The 21,538-nt window shown below is 43.0% G+C and carries 1 protein-coding gene; it reads left to right on the forward strand.

Features of this window, described 5'->3' with window-relative positions:
* Window positions 1-206: 206 nt before the first annotated feature.
* Window positions 207-21,419: an SdrD B-like domain-containing protein gene (locus OCV88_RS01620; protein WP_158423903.1), complete on the forward strand. Its 21,213-nt coding sequence runs from the start codon at window positions 207-209 to the stop codon at window positions 21,417-21,419.
* The last annotated feature ends 119 nt before the right edge of the window (window positions 21,420-21,538 follow it).

Below are 21,538 nucleotides of genomic sequence, written 5' to 3' on the forward strand. Positions count from 1 at the left end.
GAAGTATAAGCTGGGGTGGAATGTAGAAAAAAATGGAAGATTTGTAACAAAAAGTGATAATAAGAAATATGATTCTGCACTAGTTGACAAAGAAATATGAATACAATTATAATTGATAAGAAACCGTAACTTATCAAAATAAAATTGTAAATAAAATAAGTCCTTTTGGGGATTTTGAGTTAGAAAAATTAGGAGGTACAAAAGCTATGAAACAAAAGAAAACAAAAGCATGGAAGAGGGGTTTTTGTTTTTTCCTTGCAGCTGTCTTTTTGTTAAATATATGCCTGGATACAATGTCTGGTATTGTTTATGCGGCTGGAAACAAGGAGGCTGCGGTTCCATCCATAGGCGTTACCTTTGAAGAAAAGCCATTAAGCGGCGGAGACGCCGTGAGCAAAGGGACTTATTTAGTCAGTAATGACTCTGAGATCGTAATGACAGTAAGATATACCCCCAATTATACGGATGGATATGTGACCGGGGCCTATATTAAAATGGTGCTTCCGTATTTGTATAAAGATAGTGATGGGGAACTTGTGATTTCAGACAAGAAACCTGATGATGTTCCAGAAGACCAGCTTATGGGTGTGGAAGCAAATATATCTGAAACAGCCCTTGGAAACTGGACAGTAGAGAACAGTGAAGGAGAGAGGGGGGCAGATGGCTTCCGCAGGGGAGTGCTGCTGATCCGTACATATAATGATACTGTTGAAGTATCTAGCCAGCCGAAATCCTTTGATATTACATTGCGCTTTTTTGGGAAGCTGCCGGAAAATGAGTCTGTTTCCGTGAAACTAGGGGCTGGATATCAATATTATCATGATGAAAATGGGAACCAGTCCAGCTATGGATATGATATTGAACCGGGGGCGGCAAATCCTGACGGGGATGATTCTTCTTTAAGAATTATTAATCTGGTTAATTCCAACCTGCTTTGGAAACCGGAGATCAGTCTGGTGAAAACATCTGTGTTATGGGATAAATACAATTACCTTGTATATAAAGTAAAAGTTTCAAATGATTCGGAAGATAAAAGCAGTATGATTGACAGGTATACGCTGATTTTTTCTACCCAGAGTGATGTTACCTCAGAAGGCCGGGGCGGAGTACTAGAAAAGGACATGATGCAGTGGGAGGATACAAAAGAAGGCCCTGTTAAAAATGATGATTATACAGATGCTGCCAGAGAAAAAAGTTTTATTGGCGTCCCGAATCAGGGAGGGGCGCTTATTTATGATGTAACTGATTTTTCAGAAGAAGAACGCAGTGAATTTGATTTGGAAGACTTCACGAATCTTGGAGAAGCACTTCCTTATAATTATTCAAGTGCAGGCGTTATCGGTGTGCCGATTTCCGGGGAAAATGGGAAATTGTATCCGAAATCAGCTGCAGACGGGAAAACAAAATATAATTACAGAGAATATTATATTGCGGTTCCCTATCCAAATAATTTCCGTGGAAGTCTGGAGTGTGTCTCTGTGTTCCGGCCAACTATTTTCTTTGGAGGAAGAGATTTAGCCTGGACAAAAGATACCGGGAATTTTACTGGAGAATTTATAAAGAAGAAGTATGAGCTTCAGAATAGAAAGTATGTTTTAGATGATGACAGTAATGAGGCGAAAGATGATAAAAGTATTTCCATCGGTGCATCAGACAGCTATTATCTGGACGGATTTGACAATACAGGAAATGTTCCGGTATTTAATGCGGTTGCAAAAGATTCTCTTCCGGATAAAATGCAGCTGGATGAAATTTCTGTTACATTAAATAAAACTAAAACCGCTTCTTCACCTCAATTGTCTGACTGGTTTAAAACAGAACCCATAAAACTTGAATTTTTAAATGAGTCGGATAAGATCGTGGAAGTTTCCGTGTCAGAGCTGGGAGTATCCCCTAGAGAGAGTACAGACGCATCCGGAAATGTAACATGGCAGTATCCTTTGGGGTCTGCTGTCGCAGATTTTCTGGCTCAGGAGGAGCATAAGGACTGGAAATTTAACCGAAATATAAATTTTTATCTGAAAGAAAGGATCGAACCTGGGGAAACGTTTGATGGAAAAATCGCCGTGACTGGTACGATGCCTCAGTTGTATAAATATGTTAATAAGTTAAATACAGAATATGAACACTGGTATTATCGTCTTGCCACTGCAGATAACCCCACGGATGGATATGAAGTGGAAGGCGGAAAGAAAGCTTCCCCACAGGAGGCTTCTTTGACTGCCCGGAGGGCAATGCCCCTGATAGAAACTTATGGAGTTTTTCGAAAGGATCATAAAGATGAAGCGGGACCGGTAAATGAGGCCCAGAATGTTCCGGTAAATGAAGATGCGTCTGCAGTACGGTATGTATTGGGAAACAGCAGCGATTCTAAAATGTGGCCGGGTAAACTGACAGTTGGCCCGCTGGTGACAGTAGAAAAGGACGGTGAGGTTCATGGACTTTTTGTTCATGAACTTTGTTTTTCAGCGGTGTTAAATGAACATTCGGAAGTAAAAGAGATTGTGCTGACTGACCAGAATGGAAGAACCGTGACTCTATCCTCCTCCTCTTTGCAAAAATCTGGAGATGACCTTGTTTTAAAAGAGGAAACATGGAAAAAGGCAGATGCAGATTTTGAGACGTTAACCAGCGCAGAAATTATATTTAAAAGCTTTGACGGCTCAGTGGAATTGGCACAGCAGGCATTTGTTGACTTTCGGGGAGTTCCCAATAAAGTAGGGGATTACAGCGCTGACGCAGTATGGACTACCCAGTATAATGTTGATGATATAGAAGATGATCTGGCAGAGGGAACGGCATATTTAAGCGTATTGAAAATAGAACCAAAGGTCACCGGAACAGCAAATTATCAGGACGAATCAGGAAATCCGCTGACGGTTCCCAACAAAGCAGAAGGCTGGTATGATTTTATAATTGAAAATAAATCCAAATCGTCTGCGAAAACTTCAGAAATCACGGTAGATTTGTCCAGCGTGGGCAATAAAAAAGATGGAGCAGATGTTCAGGTTCAGGGGTTTGACACCGGTAAGATTATAATCGGCAAATCTTATGAGCAGGCAGCGTCTATTCAGCGGATTGATTTATTCGATTGGGACCAGGATCCCGGGAAGGATTCTCCAAAGGTAAGCTTTACGCTGCAGGAGCTGAAAGATGCATATGAACAGGCAGATGGAAGTCTTGTACTGCCCCGTCAGGCCTATAAGGAAATAACAAGGTTAAAGTTTATCAGAATCTGCTGCGATCAGTTTTTCGGAGAAACAACCGCAGACCAGGAAAAAGATACAGCATTTCATTTGCAGATTCATGGAAATACAGACTGGTATGATACGTTAAATGCAGAATGTTCTTTTATACCAAAAGAAAAAATTTATACGGAAAAAGACATTGTTTCAGGAACAGCAGCATTTTATGTACAGCGTCCGGCGCAGGGAATCTATTCTCATGTGATTTACGATGATGTCAAAGAGGAATCTACTGTTAATGACGAAAACAGTGATAATAACAGAATGGCTCTTGCTGTTCCCTATGATCGTGATTTCATTTTCAGAAATGAGATAGTCAATGAGACTATATCTGTATTGGATGATGTAGATACAACATTTCAGCTTGCACTCAGTAAAACTGACGGAGGATTTCATACCACATCCTTTTGCATTTATCCGGAAGTTATTAAAAATTACCGGGAATTTTCAGGATTGAAGCTGACAGATATCAATAATAAAGAGGTCTTTCTGACTTACCATGCCAAGGAGCAGACGTTTCAAAATGAGACGGGGAAGGTAATCGGCTCATTGCAAAGCGATGGATTCCGATTGACAAAAGAACAGATGGAATCGGAACTTGGGATGGATGAGCTGACGGAACTTTTGATGACCGGAACCGGATATCAGATAACAGATCCAAAGAAGCAGTATTATGTGGATTTTTGCGGATATGAGGATGCGGCTCTTGGAAGCAGTGAAATCCAGACTGCTAAAAGCAGCAACTATCTGGATGGCATGCGGGATGCGCAAGCATATGAGGTGGAAGCAAAAGACGATGTGCTGACCTATGTGTCTAAAATGTATTTTGATACGATTATTACTGCCGGATATAACGATAATGAGACGGACCGCAAATTTTCCAAGGTGTCAACACCGTTAGAAGATGTCCGGACACAGCATAACAAGAGCGGCGGCAGCTTTGGGGACAACAGTGAGCTGGAAATTGGTTATAAAGCCCTGGGCTCTTTTATGATTGATTTCAGACAGTATCTGAATACGGGATCCAGTCTGCCGGATGGAGCAAGCAGGCAGGAACATCAGACATTTTCATATGTAAAACCACAGTCATTAAATACTGCAGCTACTGTAAATATGAAAGTAGATCTTCCGTATCAAAGTTTTGAAGCTTATTATCTGAAAATAGATCCCCGGGCCAAGGATTATATCAATTCTATTACTACAATACGAAAAGATGGAACCAAAGAGGTACTAGAAAGAGAGGAGTTAAAGTACAGCGCTCAGGAGACAAATGATCAGGGAGCGTTCTGCCGTGTAAATCTTATGAAGGCGGATTCGGATACAAGATTTACCAGCAAAGAAGAGGATTTCTACCGGACACCGGAATCCTATGAAAAAAAAGATCCGGAAAATCCGGTTCAGTCGGTAATTATCAATTTAAGTATTAACCAGAAGCAGAGTCATACAGAGGATAATACAGATATTGCAAATAAGCCTGATTATGGAACCTGGTATCTTGATACGGATGAGAATGCCAAATATATGTTTGAGGTCAGCGGCCGTTATTACAAGATGGAAGAAAATCCTAATCAAAACGGACAGGTAAAAGCAACTGCAACAACTGATCTGACCATCGGCGGCGGGAGAAGCCAGGAACGTAAAACTTCCGGAAGCAGCGAAAAATCCAAATGGAGTTTTCAGGATTATTATTACTATTATGTATATCCGTATTATGATTCTAATAAAACGGAGGCACCTTTCAGATCGGCCAATCTGAAATCTGAGACGTATGTTCATGTAGTTCATGATTTTGACCGGGTGATTAAAGGTGCTACTACAACGCCGGGGAATGAGTATAACGATAAAGCAGATTTTGGACAGCCGAATCAGTTTCTTGTGAGTTTTTACAGAAACAGCCGGTATGACAGGTATAATCCGGATTATTACTATAAGTACCAGACTACAGGTAATAAAAATAACTGGTATGAACAGGATGCGGATGACTGGAAAGGAAAAATCGGATATGCGGATGAGGTGATTTTAAGAGATACCATGCCAGTAATCCGTCCTGACAGTACCTATCAATATTATGGTTTTTTGGCAGCCGGTCTTGAGCTAAAGCCGGCCATTGCAAAGTATCTGGATACGATGGAGCTGAAACTGGCCTATGTGGATGAAGCTGGAGTTAGAACAAGGGAGAAAACGATTACAGTGGATTCCTCAGATCTGAAGAGCGAAAATGGAATAAAGACACTGGATTTTGAGTATGCAGAGGAAGATTCGGATTCCAATCCGGTTCCAGGAACAGAGCTGACAGAGGAATTAACGGATGGGAAGCTGATATTAAGACCGGGACAGTTTGTGGTTGGTTATGATATTCACCTGAAAGATATGATGGGAAATGGTGAATATAATAAAGAAGTTGGTTTAAAAGGAACCCCTGATCTAAATGGCGGCAGCAACGATACTGATTTGATTATTTACGGAAAGCCATATACTGTAAAGCGGAATGATCCGGATGCAGATGGCACAAATAAGATTCAGCCATTTACGAAGACAGACTATGAAGAGAAAGAATATCAGAATATTATTATTTCGGAGCATAATAACACAACGTATTATGATACCGCTCGTTTAATGGGATTTCTGATTGATTTTCATGCAGGATATGCTCTGGACAGAGATGCGGATGTAACACCTGTAGCAATTACTGATTACGAAGCAGACAATGAGACGCCCACCAATGCAGGCTTTGGCGTGAAACTTTATAACCAGTATAACACAGGTGATAATACTGGTGAACATCAGGTGGCCAGGGTGTCAGAGGCTGTCGCTAAAAATACCTTTAATAATTATTACCGCCTGCGGCATATTTATATTCCGGAGGAGTTTATTACCGGGGACTGGTTTCGGGCATCGGCATTGAACCTAAATATAAATGGAAAGGCTCACAGTGTGGTACTAGAACCGAAACTGCTGACTGTTTCTGCCAGCAAGCCGGGCTGTTATGAGATTGATGTGGAACAGCTGATACGGGATAACATGGAGCAGTATGCTGTTTCATATGCAAACGGCCAGACTAACTGGGAAACTTATATAAAAGCCTATGTATCCGGATTTGATATTACATTCCGGGCGGTGAATCCAACCCGGGAGGATTCAGGGTCTGTTCTGGAAAATGGGGAATATTTATCTGTTGATAAAAAGAACGGATACGCATACTGGTATGATGGTATATATGTGGACCGGACAGAAGAGGAATTTAAGGATAATACATGGACAGAAAATTCCACGCCTTCCTTTGGGAAGAACCCAAATACATTCTTTCACGATACCGAAGATTACTATTATCACAGATATTGGAGTCTGTATAACAGTGTAACGGCGGAATTTAAATCTGTTGATCCCAATGCGAATATTTATCAGAGCACGATTTTGACCAATTCAAAAAAATGGGATTACAACAATGTGCGAAATCTGACGGCAACGATGGTTACAAACGTTACTAGAAATCGTATAGCAGCGGATGGGCAGTCAGAAGTTTTTGCTTATGACAATGACAAAAATCCCAAAAGTCCTCTTGAGGTAGATAAGGATCATCTGCTTCCATATGATTATGTGGAATATACGGTTTCTTTTGGTGCAGAAAAAGATTCGCCAATTAATCTGAAACGCCCTGTTATGAACTTTGAAGTACCAAAAGGGCAGCAGCTTGTAAAGTGGGAAATTATATCAAATGATACCGGGATTCCGGATGATAAGATTACAGCTGTATTATCGGGGAATGACGGTTCAGATAAAACTGCTAGGCCGCTCACCGATTATTCACTGACTTCAAATGGCGAGCCTGCTTTTTACAGAAAGCTGACAGTTACCGCCGGAGAAACAGGAGCAGAGATTCCAAAGGGCAGGACCATTCGCCTGCGGATTACCACTCAGCTGACAGAAGAACTCAAAACAGAGAATAGTACATTTGAGTCCCAGGAACTGGATACGAATATTTGGGTAACGGCAGACCATTCCCATGCATATCCACAGTATTCTGTAGAAGAGCAGTCTGTTTATGGAAACAGCTCCACGTCAAAACTAGGGCAGTACCGGACAGACACGGATCTTGGGGGAAGTACAAAATATTCCAGAAATTATAAGGCTGCAGAAAAGGGAGGTGAGAATCAGATTTATGAGTCCCGCATGGTTAATACTTTGAAATACAAAGATACCGAAGCTGTGAAAGTGGATTATAAATTTAAAGATGAAGAGTATGCTTATGATGGCCAGAAAGCAAGACTTCTTGTATCCGGAATCCGGAACGATACCCTCCATGCCCTTGACAGTATGACTGTCACTCTTTCCTTTCTGGATGCGGATGGTCTGCGGGGATTTACGCTGACAGAAAAACCGGAGATATCATATCCAAAGCTGCTAGCAGATGCGGCGTCAAAACCGGGAATTAAACTGGAATATTTCTGCGAAGGCGCGGACGACTGGACTGAGGCTGAAGATTCTGCCAGTGCAGAATTTTTTGAGACGGTAGAAAAGATCCGCTGGACCTATTATGAAATTGATGCCTATGGCACAGACCAGAAAGAATTACTATTTGATGATGTCATTTTAAATGGAAAAGGAAAATACGAGGACATTCGTCCAGATCATTCTAAAGATTCCATGGCAGAAATCTATAATGCCAAAATACAGGCTCAGGTTCAGCATGTACATCATAATGAGGAGACCAAGACAGTGCTGGATTCCCAGGAGTCCGTGACATTGGATAAAACGGCGGATTTAACGGAGACAGCTGTATATAACCGGGATGTTTACAGGGAGAATCCACAGGTAGAGTTTTATACACAGGTTTTTGATCAGGAAGATCAGGCTGAAGCCTCCTATAAGCTGAATAAGGAGCAGAAAACCGGTTATCGTCCCAATGAGAAAATGTGGCAGAAAATTGTGCTGCTGAATCAGCATTCAGCGAAGAACGGAGTTCAGACGGCAGATCAGGGTGTACTTTTAAATCCGGTCTTTTATGATAAACTTCCGGAATATTTATCTTCTGAGCACTTGGAGAGCAGTCAATTTAAAATTCGCTGGGAAGATATTGATGGTAACCCTAAAAACCCGGATGCTGTTTTGAAGGTAGAAAAAACCCGTAATATAAGAGAGCATGATTATGGCGGCTGGATGTATTATCCGAAATCCAATGCAGATACAACCGCAAATAAGAATATGAAACACTTTAGTGATCTTAAGGTTACGGAAGAAAATTCCAAAGAAATAGATTATACCGTTTATGAGATGCGTTTTCAGAAAAAAGACGGAGCGGATGTCCGGGTTGAAGTAGGGGATACCATTGAGATCTGGTATCAGGTACAGGCTAGAGAAGACAATCTGCCTATGGTTTATGTAGATGAAGACCGGGATCTAGGCACTGTTAAAGATCAGCATCCAGGTTATTTTCCAAGAAATGGAGAGTATTACAGTTATGATGAGTCAGTGGATTCTAACGGAGAGGCTTTTCCATTTGCTTCTTCAGGAACTGACGGGGCAAGAGCTATTACGAATCAAAACAGGCAGATGGATTTGGATTTTCTGCTTCACGATATTGGGCTGTCTGCGGATAAAAATGAGCAGGTTGACCGGTGGGAGTTTTTAAATGGAAGCCAGACAAGGATACCGGGGAGTTCTCAGGATTATTCTAGTTGGAGAAATAATTATCTTGGCAATAACGGTGTATTGTTTGATGAAGATATTAACACTGCCAATTATCAGCAGAATGTAATCTATTCCGGGGATAGTACAAACAAAAATACAGATGCGCTCCCTGAGAGACAGACGATGACAAATGGGAAAAATGTCAGGGACTGGTATCAGTTGATTTTGGCTCATCGAACGAGGTTTGGTCAGAACTGGGATGGTATGGATCAGAATCCTGACCAGATGCCTGTGCTGTGGAGTGAAACCAGGCTTCATTTGAATAAAGCCTGGCTGGTAGGAGCTAGTCAGTTTGAAGCAGGTAACTATCAGTATGAGGCTACAAGCGGGGATGGTCTTACGACTGGATTTGCAGCTCACCCAAACTACTCTGCAAATAAAAATTATTATTCTAGTGACGGACAAGATAATACATATCGAAAACTAACAGATGACAGCAGGATCACAGCACTGGAATATAATGAAGATTTTACAATACGTCTGCATGCATTAAACTATGGAGACTGGGATCTGGACGGTGTGGAATTTATCTATACGATGCCAAGAGGAATACGGCCGAAACTGAATGCTGAGGGGCAGATAGACGGCTCTGAGGTAAAAGCACAGATTCTATCCACAGTGGCAGGTGCAGGAAAAGAAACCTATACTCCTATTGAGGAGCAGGATATTGAAGTGACTGTTTTACAGACACCTGACGGAGCGGATGCGGGATATCGGGCTCCAGATAAAGAGCAGGATCCGTTGTGGAATTCGAAGGTAGATGATACTTATTATGCAGCCGGAGAAAATACGAAAGATACGCAGCCATGGGTGTTGAAAATTGTAGTGAAAAAGCCGCTGACAAAGTGGTTTAACCGGGGAAGTGCCAGTGGTTATAAGATACAGGTTGAGATTCCGGGAAATGTATATCTGACAAATGAGAATGAGCACTGGTACGACCGGGTGACAGTCAGGCCTTATACAGCACCGGACTCTGAGAATTTTTACTATTATCAGATTCTGGATTACGATCACTGGGAAGGTGCAGTAAAAGATAAAATGCGTCATAACCAGCAGTATGGCATGGATTATATGTGGTATGATGACTGGAAGGATGCTTATGAATATACCAGCGGTTCTCCAAATACGCCTTATATTGACGGATATAATATTCAAAATAATGAGGTGCAGATTTCCGGCAGCGATTATATGGGAACTGTTACCGATAACGCATATACTGCTTATGGAGATGCGGATAAAACAAATCTGTATGCTCAGACCGGTACAAGGGCGGTTATGAGGAAGCCGTTTGTCCGGATGTGGGCGACTATAGGCGATGATGTCACTGGAAATACCAGAGAAGACTATTATACAGACACAGAAGGAGAGCGGAACCAGCTGAATATTCATGTGGAGAATAAGTACTGGCTGGATGAATATGCTCCAAATGCAGAAAGCAAGTACAGCTATCAGTATTCTAAATTTGTACATAATTATGAAGTGGACGGCGGTTCTAGAGGAACATTGATTCTTCCGGTTATCACAAATATTCTTCCATATGGCGTGGTCCCTGTGGCCAAGGATGGTACGCTGTTTTCACAGAATAATGATGAGAATGCTGTAAAAGAATTGAACTGGACACTGTATCAGAGGGATTTGACTGCCGGTGCAGATGTAAAGAGTGTTATAGAAGCACCGGAAGAAAAGGCAAAATATCAAGGCGTTGTAACTTATGAACAGGTGGAGTGCCAGGACAGTCAGGGAAATAGTACCGGGCAGACGCAAGGCCGCTATGTTGTACGGCTTATACCAGCCGCTGATGCAGATGGCAGTGCGTTTGAGAAAGAAGCGCGTATTGCATCGCAGAAAGCTAATATTTACTCCATTGATACCTTTACAGTGAGTGCTCCTGAAGCCGAAACAGATCATGAAGGACTTCAGAGTGAACTGTACAAGAATTATCAAAATAACCGAACCTATGTTGGAAGTAAAATAGATGGATTTAAGTACCTTGTAGACGAGGATATTAAAAAGAGCAGTGCAGAAACTACAAGCTTTACAAATCCGTATACGGTAGGTTCCTATGGACAGTTCCTTTATAATGGCCAGATACCGGATGCGCGTCTGGATGCAGTTCAAAAAAGTTATACGTACAATAAGACAAGCTATGAGAGAGGCAATCTGCCGGATGACAGATTAGATCATACATATGAAACAAATACGCCTCTGATTGGAGCGCTGAAAAAGTATAAAGAGACGGATACGCATCAGATCGAAGACTATTTATCTGTTAATAATCCGGCTGTTTTAAATGATACGCAGAAAGATTTTAATGCCAATGGACAGCTGACCTATACAGACTGGGACAAGACCCAGCCGCTGAGCGACCAGGGTATTATGAATACCCTGAAGATCCGTACGTCTGTCCCGAGGCTTTCAGTGGAACATTTTGCGGCGCCGGATGCCGAAAGTCTTGGAGAAACTCAAGGGGGCAGCCAGCAGGAATTTGAGTATTCGGATTCTGTATGGTATAGCGCTAAAATTACCAACAGTCCAATATCAGATCAGGATTATTCAGAAAAAGGAGCTGTGCATCATTCAAAAATGGTTGTAGCCTTCCATTTGCCGGAGTCTGTACAGTATACAGGATCCGCAAACTGGAATGTGGAAAATAATGATCAGGGCTATATGTATAATAACCTGAATGATTTTTGTCTGGAATATTATGATCCTGTGGAAAAGAAAACAATAATGTTAACCCAGAAGGAAATGCGGGAACAGGGATGGGGCGTTGAATTGCTGAATGACTCCTCTAAAGAATGGGATCCTGCATCCTTAAGCCGCGACGGACAGGTTGTTACATTTGAAATTACAACCCCGAAGACATCTGGTTTTACGGATTATAATTCCTATGTTGCAGGAGAAAAACCTGCAGGGTATTTCCCTTCCGGCAGCTGGATGAATTTCAAAATCCGCACAAGAGTGAATCAAGAGCCGGAAACAAATGTGATGGAACAGCCTGAGATCTGGGAGGGGTACCGTTCCCAGGTGTATGCAACAATCCATGATACAGATGGAAAATATGCTCTGGCAGCTGACGGAACATTTGCTAAGCCGGATGATACCGGAGCCGTTACTGTTCCGGCAGGAAATTATAACGGTTATGATATTAAAAATGCAGAAGGACATGCCTTTACGGAACAAGGGCAGCAGCAGTGTCTTTGGAATGAAAAGCAGGAAATTTCAGATGAAAAAGATACGGATGATTCTCTGATAAAGGACTATGACCGGGATCAGGAGTACGATAGCAATTATGTAACATCCGGGTCAGGGGAAATTGCTCTGGTAAAACCTGCAGCTAGTGTTCGATTGGATACAAGTAAAATCCGTTTAAGGGTGAATGATCCCGATTCAGATCGGTATATTATGGAGGATGCTCACGTAAGATCTGCTTATATTATGCAGATGCGGCTGGATCAGGCAGTCAATAAAACAGCAGCAGTAAATACATTTATTGTGAATTATAATCTGCCATACTATGGGACAAATGAAGGGACCTCGAATCCGGCAGACGCATCCAATGGTAAGCCGATGAAGCAGACCATTCATAAATTGCGGAGCGGTTCATGGGAAATTCCGGCAGATGCTGACGTGGATCAGGAATCCAGGGAAATATTAGAAGAACATCTGAAAGTATATGTTCAGGTATTGAAAAAGACAGATCCCTGGGCGGAAACAGGAAACTATTATCCGGGCCCGTCAGACAGCCAGGAGTGGCAGACAATAGGGAAAACCCAGGGATACGGACTTACGGAAAATGCAGTTATAGATTTTGAAAAAGACTATAAAGAACTGGCAGACAGCACGTATCAGGTGCGCTGGGTGGTTAAGTGTGAAAGTTTTACCGGCGAGGATAATACAAAGTACAGTGATGTACAGGCGCCTGTTTACTATCCGGTACCAGCTGGTTTCCGGATGGATATAGACGCTGACGGAGATGATTCCAACGGAAAACAGGAAATGGATGATATTGATCCGGAGCGGTTAAACAGGGTAGAGGCAGAGCAGAATGTGCGTGATAACTGTGCCTTTATTGAGCTTCAGACTGCGCCAAAAAACGATGATGATGGTGTAAACAAACATACCAATCATTTCGCAGCAGCATTTCCACAGTACGATGATTACAAATTCAGTCAGACTTCTGAAAGAGCCCGGGCAGGCTTTTATGTGGATCCAGAGGTTCCGGTGGTGGATCTTACCATTGATACTCTGTATTTTGGCGGAAGCATTCAAAAAGGATATCAGTGGGATTCAAATGTAATTGTAGATACCGGTATCAGCAAAGTATTAAAATATAAGGTTGGTTATGAAAGTATCAGTAAAGAGAAAGATCCTAATATTACGCAGGATAATGTAACGAACCCCAGCATTGCGGTAGCTGTTCCTTATGTTGACCGGTTAAAGCAGGAAGAGTTTCAGTATGCTGAATATCAGATTCCGGATGCAGACGGCAAATATCAGGGCGATTATTACCTGGGAGACCTATATGGAAATACTGAAAACGGAGGAGACAAAGTTGAACATAATCTGGACAACTATACACCTCTGTGGACATGGTATGTATTGAATGCTGATGGTTCTGTTCTAATGCCGGATGAACTGAAGAAGGATCTGGAACTGAAACAGGATCCTGTGTTTGTACGTAAGGCCATTGATATGACCACAAACCAGCGTACAATTCTGAATTTTTATTTTGAAGGACAGCTAAAGCCGGGCCAAAAGCTTATGGTGGAATTTATGGTTCCTATCGAGGATACAGATGGTAATGCTGTGCCAACCAATATGCTGCAGTGCAAAGCTTTTGGATTTAAAAAGGGAAGTTTTGAACCCCATATTCAGCCTGATGGCAGTGCCTGGAATAATCTTGGCTATGAGTATGACAGCAATGACGTAAATGAAAACGGATCACAGAAAGATATGACGATTACCCGTTTGTCTAATGCAATTACATTTAAGTCAACATCAAGTATTGTTCAGAATAAAACAACTACTACAGAGCTTGACAGTAATATTGACTCCAGGGCAGTTCCTGTTCCGGAAGGAAAGGATTATGAATTTAAAGCGTCTATGATTAATAAAAGTTCAGGTAACTCTTATGATGAACTTGTCTTTTATGATGTGCTTCCGGATACCGGTGATTATCAGATTAAAAATACGGACAGCAGTACCGGCGCCAAAGTTCCCCGTAATTCCAAATGGCATGGCTGGATCCTTCCGGATACCATTAAGGTTGTGGATTATCAGGTACTGCCGGGAGGAAGTGAGACAGAAGAGCATCAGGTGGACCCGTCAGATTATGAAATCTGGGTAGGGCCCATGGTAAAACAGCCGGACGGAACAGTGCGTGTGGGTGATGTGTCAGATCTTCCAACCCAGGAAGAATTAAATAAAAAAGAAACTTATGATATACTGCGCAGCAGTACAGCCGAAAAATCCAGATATTTTGTTAAACTTTCTGATATACAAAATCTTCCGGAGGGCATGGAAAAGGAAACACTTGTAAAAAGTATCCGGGCAGTCTGGGTACAGATGAAAGATAATGTTTCCCTTGATGCAAATGAGCGGCTGAAATTAGTTTTCAGTATGCACAGTCCATTAAACCTGCCTGCGTATCCGGGAACTGTAAGTCTGTCATCGGATGAGACGGTAAAAGATCCAAATCTTGAATATAATGAGACCGTTGCTGAATACAGCGGATGGAATACTTTTGTTTCTCATTGGGACAGCGACCGGATTGAGAATGTGAAAGCGGGAGTTTATGTAAATGCGCCGTCCGGGCGGGGGTATATTGGCAGTTATATCTGGAATGATGCGGATTACAGCGGTGTTCCTGATGATGGTGAGGGTGAATATGCAGCAGAAGAAAAAACCGGACGTATTCATCTTAAAAACCGGACCACTGATCTGGATTTTGACAAAACAAAGGACGATCCAGGTATTAATGGAGTAAAAGTCCAGCTGCTGACGGAGAATGGATATCCCTGCAACCGGGAAGGTGAAGCAGTGATTCCGGAAGAAGGACATGAGGGACATTATCTTTTAATTGATGAGATTACCGGACAGCCGATTCAGACGCCGTCTACAGATCATGATACCGTTTATCTGCACTCTAAACATGGCGGACCAGTGGAATTTGATACAGAAAGTGATTATTACGGAAAAGACGGTTATTATATTTTGTCGAACTTAAAACCCGGAAAATATAACTTAAAATATACATTTCCGGAAACTTATAATCAGTACTCTGTAACTACAACGGAACTAGGAGATACCAAAATTCCGGTTGCTGTTTATCGTGATGGAGAGTGTGTGTACAGCGGAGTGGAAACGGGCGCATCCACAGTCAGAGATTTACCAAAGGACCGTCTGGTAATACAGACTGCGCGGCCAGTTGAAATTTCTGCAGTTGATGAAAAAAACTTTGCCGAATACGATCAGAAGATGACTTCTTATAATGTAGGAGTAGGACGGGCCTATACATACGGAGGAGAAGTCTGGCTGGATGAAAGCCTGGTTTCGGATGGAAGCGGCGGACAAAAAATTGAAAGCGACGGTTATATTACGCCTGGGGAGACACCGCTAGAAGATATCGAAGTATCTGTCTATAACACAAAGGATATGTCTGAGCCTTGTCTGGACGGGGATGGAAATCCGGCAGTTTACAAGACGCTTTCTGACGGGCAGTATGAGTTCCGTTTAAAACCTGGGGAAGAGTATATTATTCGGGCAAAAGATAAATCAACAAAAGAAACCCGTATGCTAAAGCCTACACCGTGGACATTTACGAATAATCCTTTAGAGGCCGACAGTGATAATGACCTTTCGAAAATTGGCAAAGAGTATGAGACAAAAGCATTTAAAGCTGAGATTCCATTTGACGCATCAGGAAATCCGGTATTTGAAGACAGTACAGAGCAGTCTTTCAAATTTAACAGGAATATTGATCTTGGGATGATTCATTCCGGACGGGGATTTCTTGGAAAATTTGTCTGGGAAGATGAGAATTACAATGGAATTATGGATGCGTCTGAGGGCGGAATGAAAGATGTAACTGTCACGTTAGAATCTTATTATTATAAAAATAATCAGTGGTATCCAATTCCGGGAGGTTCATCAGAACGTACTATGACAACCAATGACGCTGGTGTCTATGTATTTGACAATGTCATGAGTTATTATCAGGCGGACGGACAGAATTATCTGACCGGATATCGGATGAAGATTGATCCAACTGTAAATGATAAGATTTTCAAACAGTATGGCGTTACTCACTATCAGGCAAATCATGGTGTTCAGGACAGTGATCTGGACATTGCTGATGGAAATTATTATCTGAATGATGATTATATTATTATTGCGGTAGAGGCAGATCAAAATTCGGTGCCTGAGAATACAGTTTCTTATCAGGGAAAGACTTATGATATCAGTGATGCAGAGACAATTCTGACCTATGATGCCGGCTTTGCGGCTTATGAGTACAGTGAAGTAGAAGGCACCATTTGGAATGACAACGGAAGTGAGGATCATTTCTATAACGGTATTATGGATAAGGATGAAACCGGGCTTAAAAATGTTACAGTATATCTGGAAACATATTATAAAAAAGCAGACGGAACATTTGAAAAGGTTGAAAAGGATTCGGCGGCAAAAAGGGCAGATGGGACCGATTATGAAGGTACACAGACAGTTAAAACCGATGATAATGGAGGCTATTGCTTTTCAAAGGTGCCGGTATTTCTTACGATCGGCGGTGAAAAGAAGCTGTGTTACTATCGGCTTCGGGCAGATGTTCCGGATGGATATGGTGTAACCCGATATCAGCAGACAGCAGAAAACGGGGCATTGAACAGCGATTGGATTACAAATCAGTACGCCGGCTCTGAGAATTATTTGACATCGCCTGACGCGGGAGACTATTTCTTGGCTGCTCAAAAAACGGATACTCTGAAAAACTCTCCTTATGTATTGAATGATGGAAATACGTCGTATGATATCATCCATAAACAGGGCGATATTAAGGAGTATCATGGTGGCCTGCTTCGTTATCCAACGGGAGACATTCAGGGAATCATCTGGGAAGACCGTAATTATGATGGGCTTCGAGACCCCGGAGAAGATGTCATGTCCGGAGTGGATGTAGAACTGCAAAGTTATTACTATGATGGAAGCCGCTGGAAGCCGGCCAATGAGGCTCCCATAACTCAGACCAGCAGTTCCACAGGGGAATACAGCTTTGAGAATCTTCCCACCTATATGGAAAAGGATGGCAGAAAATATCTGGCTGGTTATCAGTTAAAGGTGAATGAGTTACCGTCCGGTTATGGCGTGACTCTATATCATCAGGGGAGCGATCCGGCAAAAGATAGTGATCTTATGGCGGAAGACCTAAAACTGGTACAAAAGGGACAGTATCTGATTTTGGCTAAAGAAGCTGTCAGAAATCAGGAAGGTAATGAGTATCCTTATCATAGTGTAGAGGTAACAGATTCCTTCCACGATGGTATTGTGTACGACTTTTTAACGGGAAGAGATATCAGCGGGATTGATGGAGGCATGGTTCCGTACCCCAATGGTCAGATTTCAGGAAAAATCTGGTCAGATGCTAATTATAACGGTATTCAGGATAATAATGAGACCGGTATAGAACAGATAAAAGTAGTGCTGGAGCAGTATTATTATGTAAGCGAAAGCAGCACCTGGGAGAAAAATCCGGCCTTTTCTCCAAAAGATGACAGAACAGATATCTCGGGGAATTATCAGTTTGATGATCTGGATACTCAGGTAACAGTGGCAGGAAAGGTGTATCTGGCCGGTTATCGCCTAAAAGTAGACGGAGATAGCATTCCGGATAATTATGGAATTACCCGTTACCGCCAGGGAACAGATCGTTCCCTTGACAGTGATTTGAAAGTGGATGATTTGTTTTTAGTAAGGCCGGAGGAATATTTGATTCCTGCAGGTGCTGCAGAGGAAGACACAGATTTGGACGGATCCCGTCAGCAGCTTGTAACAGTTCAGAATGCAGATGGACAGTCTGTAACATATGATATGCTGACAAGGGCGGATATTTCCGGCCAGGATGGAGGGCTTGTAGCCTTTACAGAAGGATCTATTCGTGGTCTTGTGTGGGAAGATCTCAACTATAATGGACTTCAGGATGAAAATGAGGCAGGACTTACAGGCAGCACATTGACGTTGAGCCGTTTTTACTATGACGGAAAAACATGGATGAAAGATCAGGGATTTTCAGACAAAACAACTGTTATCCGGCAGGATGGCCAGTATGAGTTTGATGGACTTTCCACATATGTTCAGATAGGCAGTAAAAAATATCTTGCAGGATATCAGCTGAACATCGACGGAGTCTTAGATGGCTATGGAATTACCCGCTACCGTCAGGGTGATGACCGTCACAAGGACAGTGATCTGCGGGCTGACACATTATCGCTGGTAAGAGACAATGAATATCTGATTACAGCAGATACTGCAACAGAAAATGCGGATGGCGGATTGTATCATTATACTGCGGTAGGAATAAAGGATGCAGATCAGAACCAGGTAGTATATGATATGCTGAAATCCCGCACTTACAGCGGCCAGGACGCAGGCTTTGCACCGTACAAGAAAGGAAGCATCACCGGAGTGATCTGGGAAGATGCGGACTATGATGGAATCCGTGAGGAGAAAGAAGCCGGTTATAAAGGACTGGAAGTTGTGCTGGAGCGCTATTATTATGATGAAGCTGCCGGAAACTGGAAAAAGGATGACAGCTTTGGTGCCTTAACCAGTGAAAGTGATGAAAACGGCAGGTATGAATTTAAAGATCTGGAAGCCAGCATAAAGATATCTGGAAAGCAGTGTCTTGCAGGCTACCGTCTGTATGTGGAAGATCTGCCGTCAGACCGTGCCGTAACCAAGTACTGGAGAGGAGAGGACCGGGGAGCGGACAGCAACCTGATTGCTTCTACCGGCTCTCTTGTAAGAGACGGGGAATACATACCGGTGGCGTTAGTGAGAGATGAAGAGAAGCCGGCCAACAGTTCCGTGGTAGACCTCACAGATGTGGAGGGCCGCAGGGTAAGCTATGACATGCTGACAGCGGGAGTTGTAAGCGGTTATGACGGGGGACTTTCAGAGTACGATGGAGGAAGCATCACCGGAGTGGTCTGGGAGGATGCAGACTATGATGGAATCCGTCAGGAAAAAGAGAGCGGAATCAAGGATGTGTCTGTGACACTGGAGCGTTATCTCTTAAAAGAGGGCTCCTGGGAAAAGGATGAGACGTTTGCGGAGTATACCGTACAGACAGGTGCAGATGGAAGCTATCTGTTTGATGCACTGGATACGCATTGTGTGATAGACCAGGTGAAATATCTGTACGGGTACCGCCTGAGGACAGACAAAGACAGCTTCCCCAAAGGAAGTGCAGTGACGCAGTACCGTCAGGGAGAGCGGACAGAAGCAGACAGCGATCTGATATACGAAACAGGTTACCTCACCGGAGAAGACGAATATCTGATTCCGGCGAAGAAGGCGGACAGTGAGTCTTATAAGGATCCGGAAAATATCGTAGAAGGATACGATGTGGTGCGGGGCTTAGAGCTGTCCGGTTATGACGGAGGCCTGGTGCTGTTTCCAACCGGAGTAATCCGCGGACAGGTATGGAGTGATGAAAACTATGACGGTGTCCAGAATGAGAAAGAACCGGGGATTGCCGGAAGAGAACTGACGCTGAGCCGGTATTATTATGATGGAAAAGAATGGAAAAAAGATTCGTCTTTCCAGGATTTAAAAGAAATAAGCCGGACAGATGGAAGCTATGAATTTAAAGAACTGGAAACAAATGTACAGATTGACAATCATGTATATCTTGCAGGGTACCAGCTGCGTGTAGACGGAGTGCCGGATGGCTATGGAATCACCCGTTACCGCCAGGGAGATAACCGGGAGAAAGACAGTGACCTGCGTGCGGATACACTTTCTCTGACAAGAGATGGAGAATACCTGGTGGCGGCCGGAGAAGGAACAAAAGGAGAGATCCCTGATCTTGCCCAGGCAGCAGTTAAGACAGCAGACGGAGACGAAGCAGTATATAACATGCTGAAATCCCGCACTTACAGCGGCCAGGACGCGGGCTTTGCACCGTACAAGAAAGGAAGCATCACCGGAGTGATCTGGGAAGATGCGGACTATGACGGAATCCGTGAGGAGAAAGAAGCCGGTTATAAAGGACTGGAAGTTGTGCTGGAGCGCTATTATTATGATGAAGCTGCCGGAAACTGGAAAAAGGATGACAGCTTTGGCGCCTTAACCAGTGAAAGTGATGAAAACGGCAGGTATGAATTTAAAGATCTGGAAGCCAGTATAAAGATATCTGGAAAGCAGTGTCTTGCAGGCTATCGTTTGTATGTGGAAGATCTGCCGTCAGACCGTGCCGTAACCAAGTACTGGAGAGGAGAGGACCGGGGAGCGGACAGCAACCTGATTGCTTCTACCGGCTCTCTTGTAAGAGACGGGGAATACATACCGGTGGCGTTAGTGAAAGACGAAGAGAAGCCGGCCAACAGTTCCGTGGTAGACCTCACAGATGTGGAGGGCCGCAGGGTAAGCTATGACATGCTGACAGCGGGAGTTGTAAGCGGTTATGACGGGGGACTTTCAGAGTACGATGGAGGAAGCATCACCGGAGTGGTCTGGGAGGATGCAGACTATGATGGAATCCGCCAGGAAAAAGAGAGCGGAATCAAGGATGTGTCTGTGACACTGGAGCGTTATCTCTTAAAAGAAGGCTCCTGGGAAAAGGATGAGACGTTTGCGGAGTATACCGTACAGACAGGAGCAGATGGAAGCTATCTGTTTGATGCACTGGATACATATTGTGTCATTGATGGAACAAAATATTTGTTTGGCTATAAAGTGCGGGTTGAATTAAGCACAATTCCATCCGGTTATTCAGTAACCCGTTATCAGATGGGGGATGATAGTTTGGCAGACAGTGACTTAATTTATGACAGCGGATATCTTACTGAAAAAGATGAGTATCTGATTACAGCAGTTAAAGCGGACAGTGAATCTGTAAAAGATCCTGGAAATGTTGTGGAAGGATACGATATCGTACACGGAACAGAGATTCCTGGCTGTGACGGCGGCATAACGGCTCATGAGACCGGATCTGTTTCAGGTATGATCTGGGATGATCAGAGTTATGATGGTATCAGAGATCCAAAAGAACCCGGTGTTTTTGGTCTGGAGGTTGTATTAGAGCGTTATTATTACCATGATTCTCAATGGAAGAAAGATGATTCTTTCCGTATGACAGCTAAGACTAATGAGGAAGGCTGGTATCACTTTGATGATCTTCCAACCTCTATGCGTATGGAATGGAATGATTCTGGCTGGGAAGAAGAAAAGGATGTATTGCTTTCTTATAAATTGAAATTTGTATAACTAAAATCTCAACTTTCCTTATTTTATGCGACTTGGCGGTATGCCTTGCCACTCTATATGTATCCTTTTCCCTTGTTTTTGCCCTTATGAGGTATCTACAAGGGAAAGTTTTTCTTATT

It is taken from the genome of Brotonthovivens ammoniilytica (assembly GCF_025566885.1).
In the GTDB taxonomy this organism is placed as follows: domain Bacteria; phylum Bacillota; class Clostridia; order Lachnospirales; family Lachnospiraceae; genus Brotonthovivens; species Brotonthovivens ammoniilytica.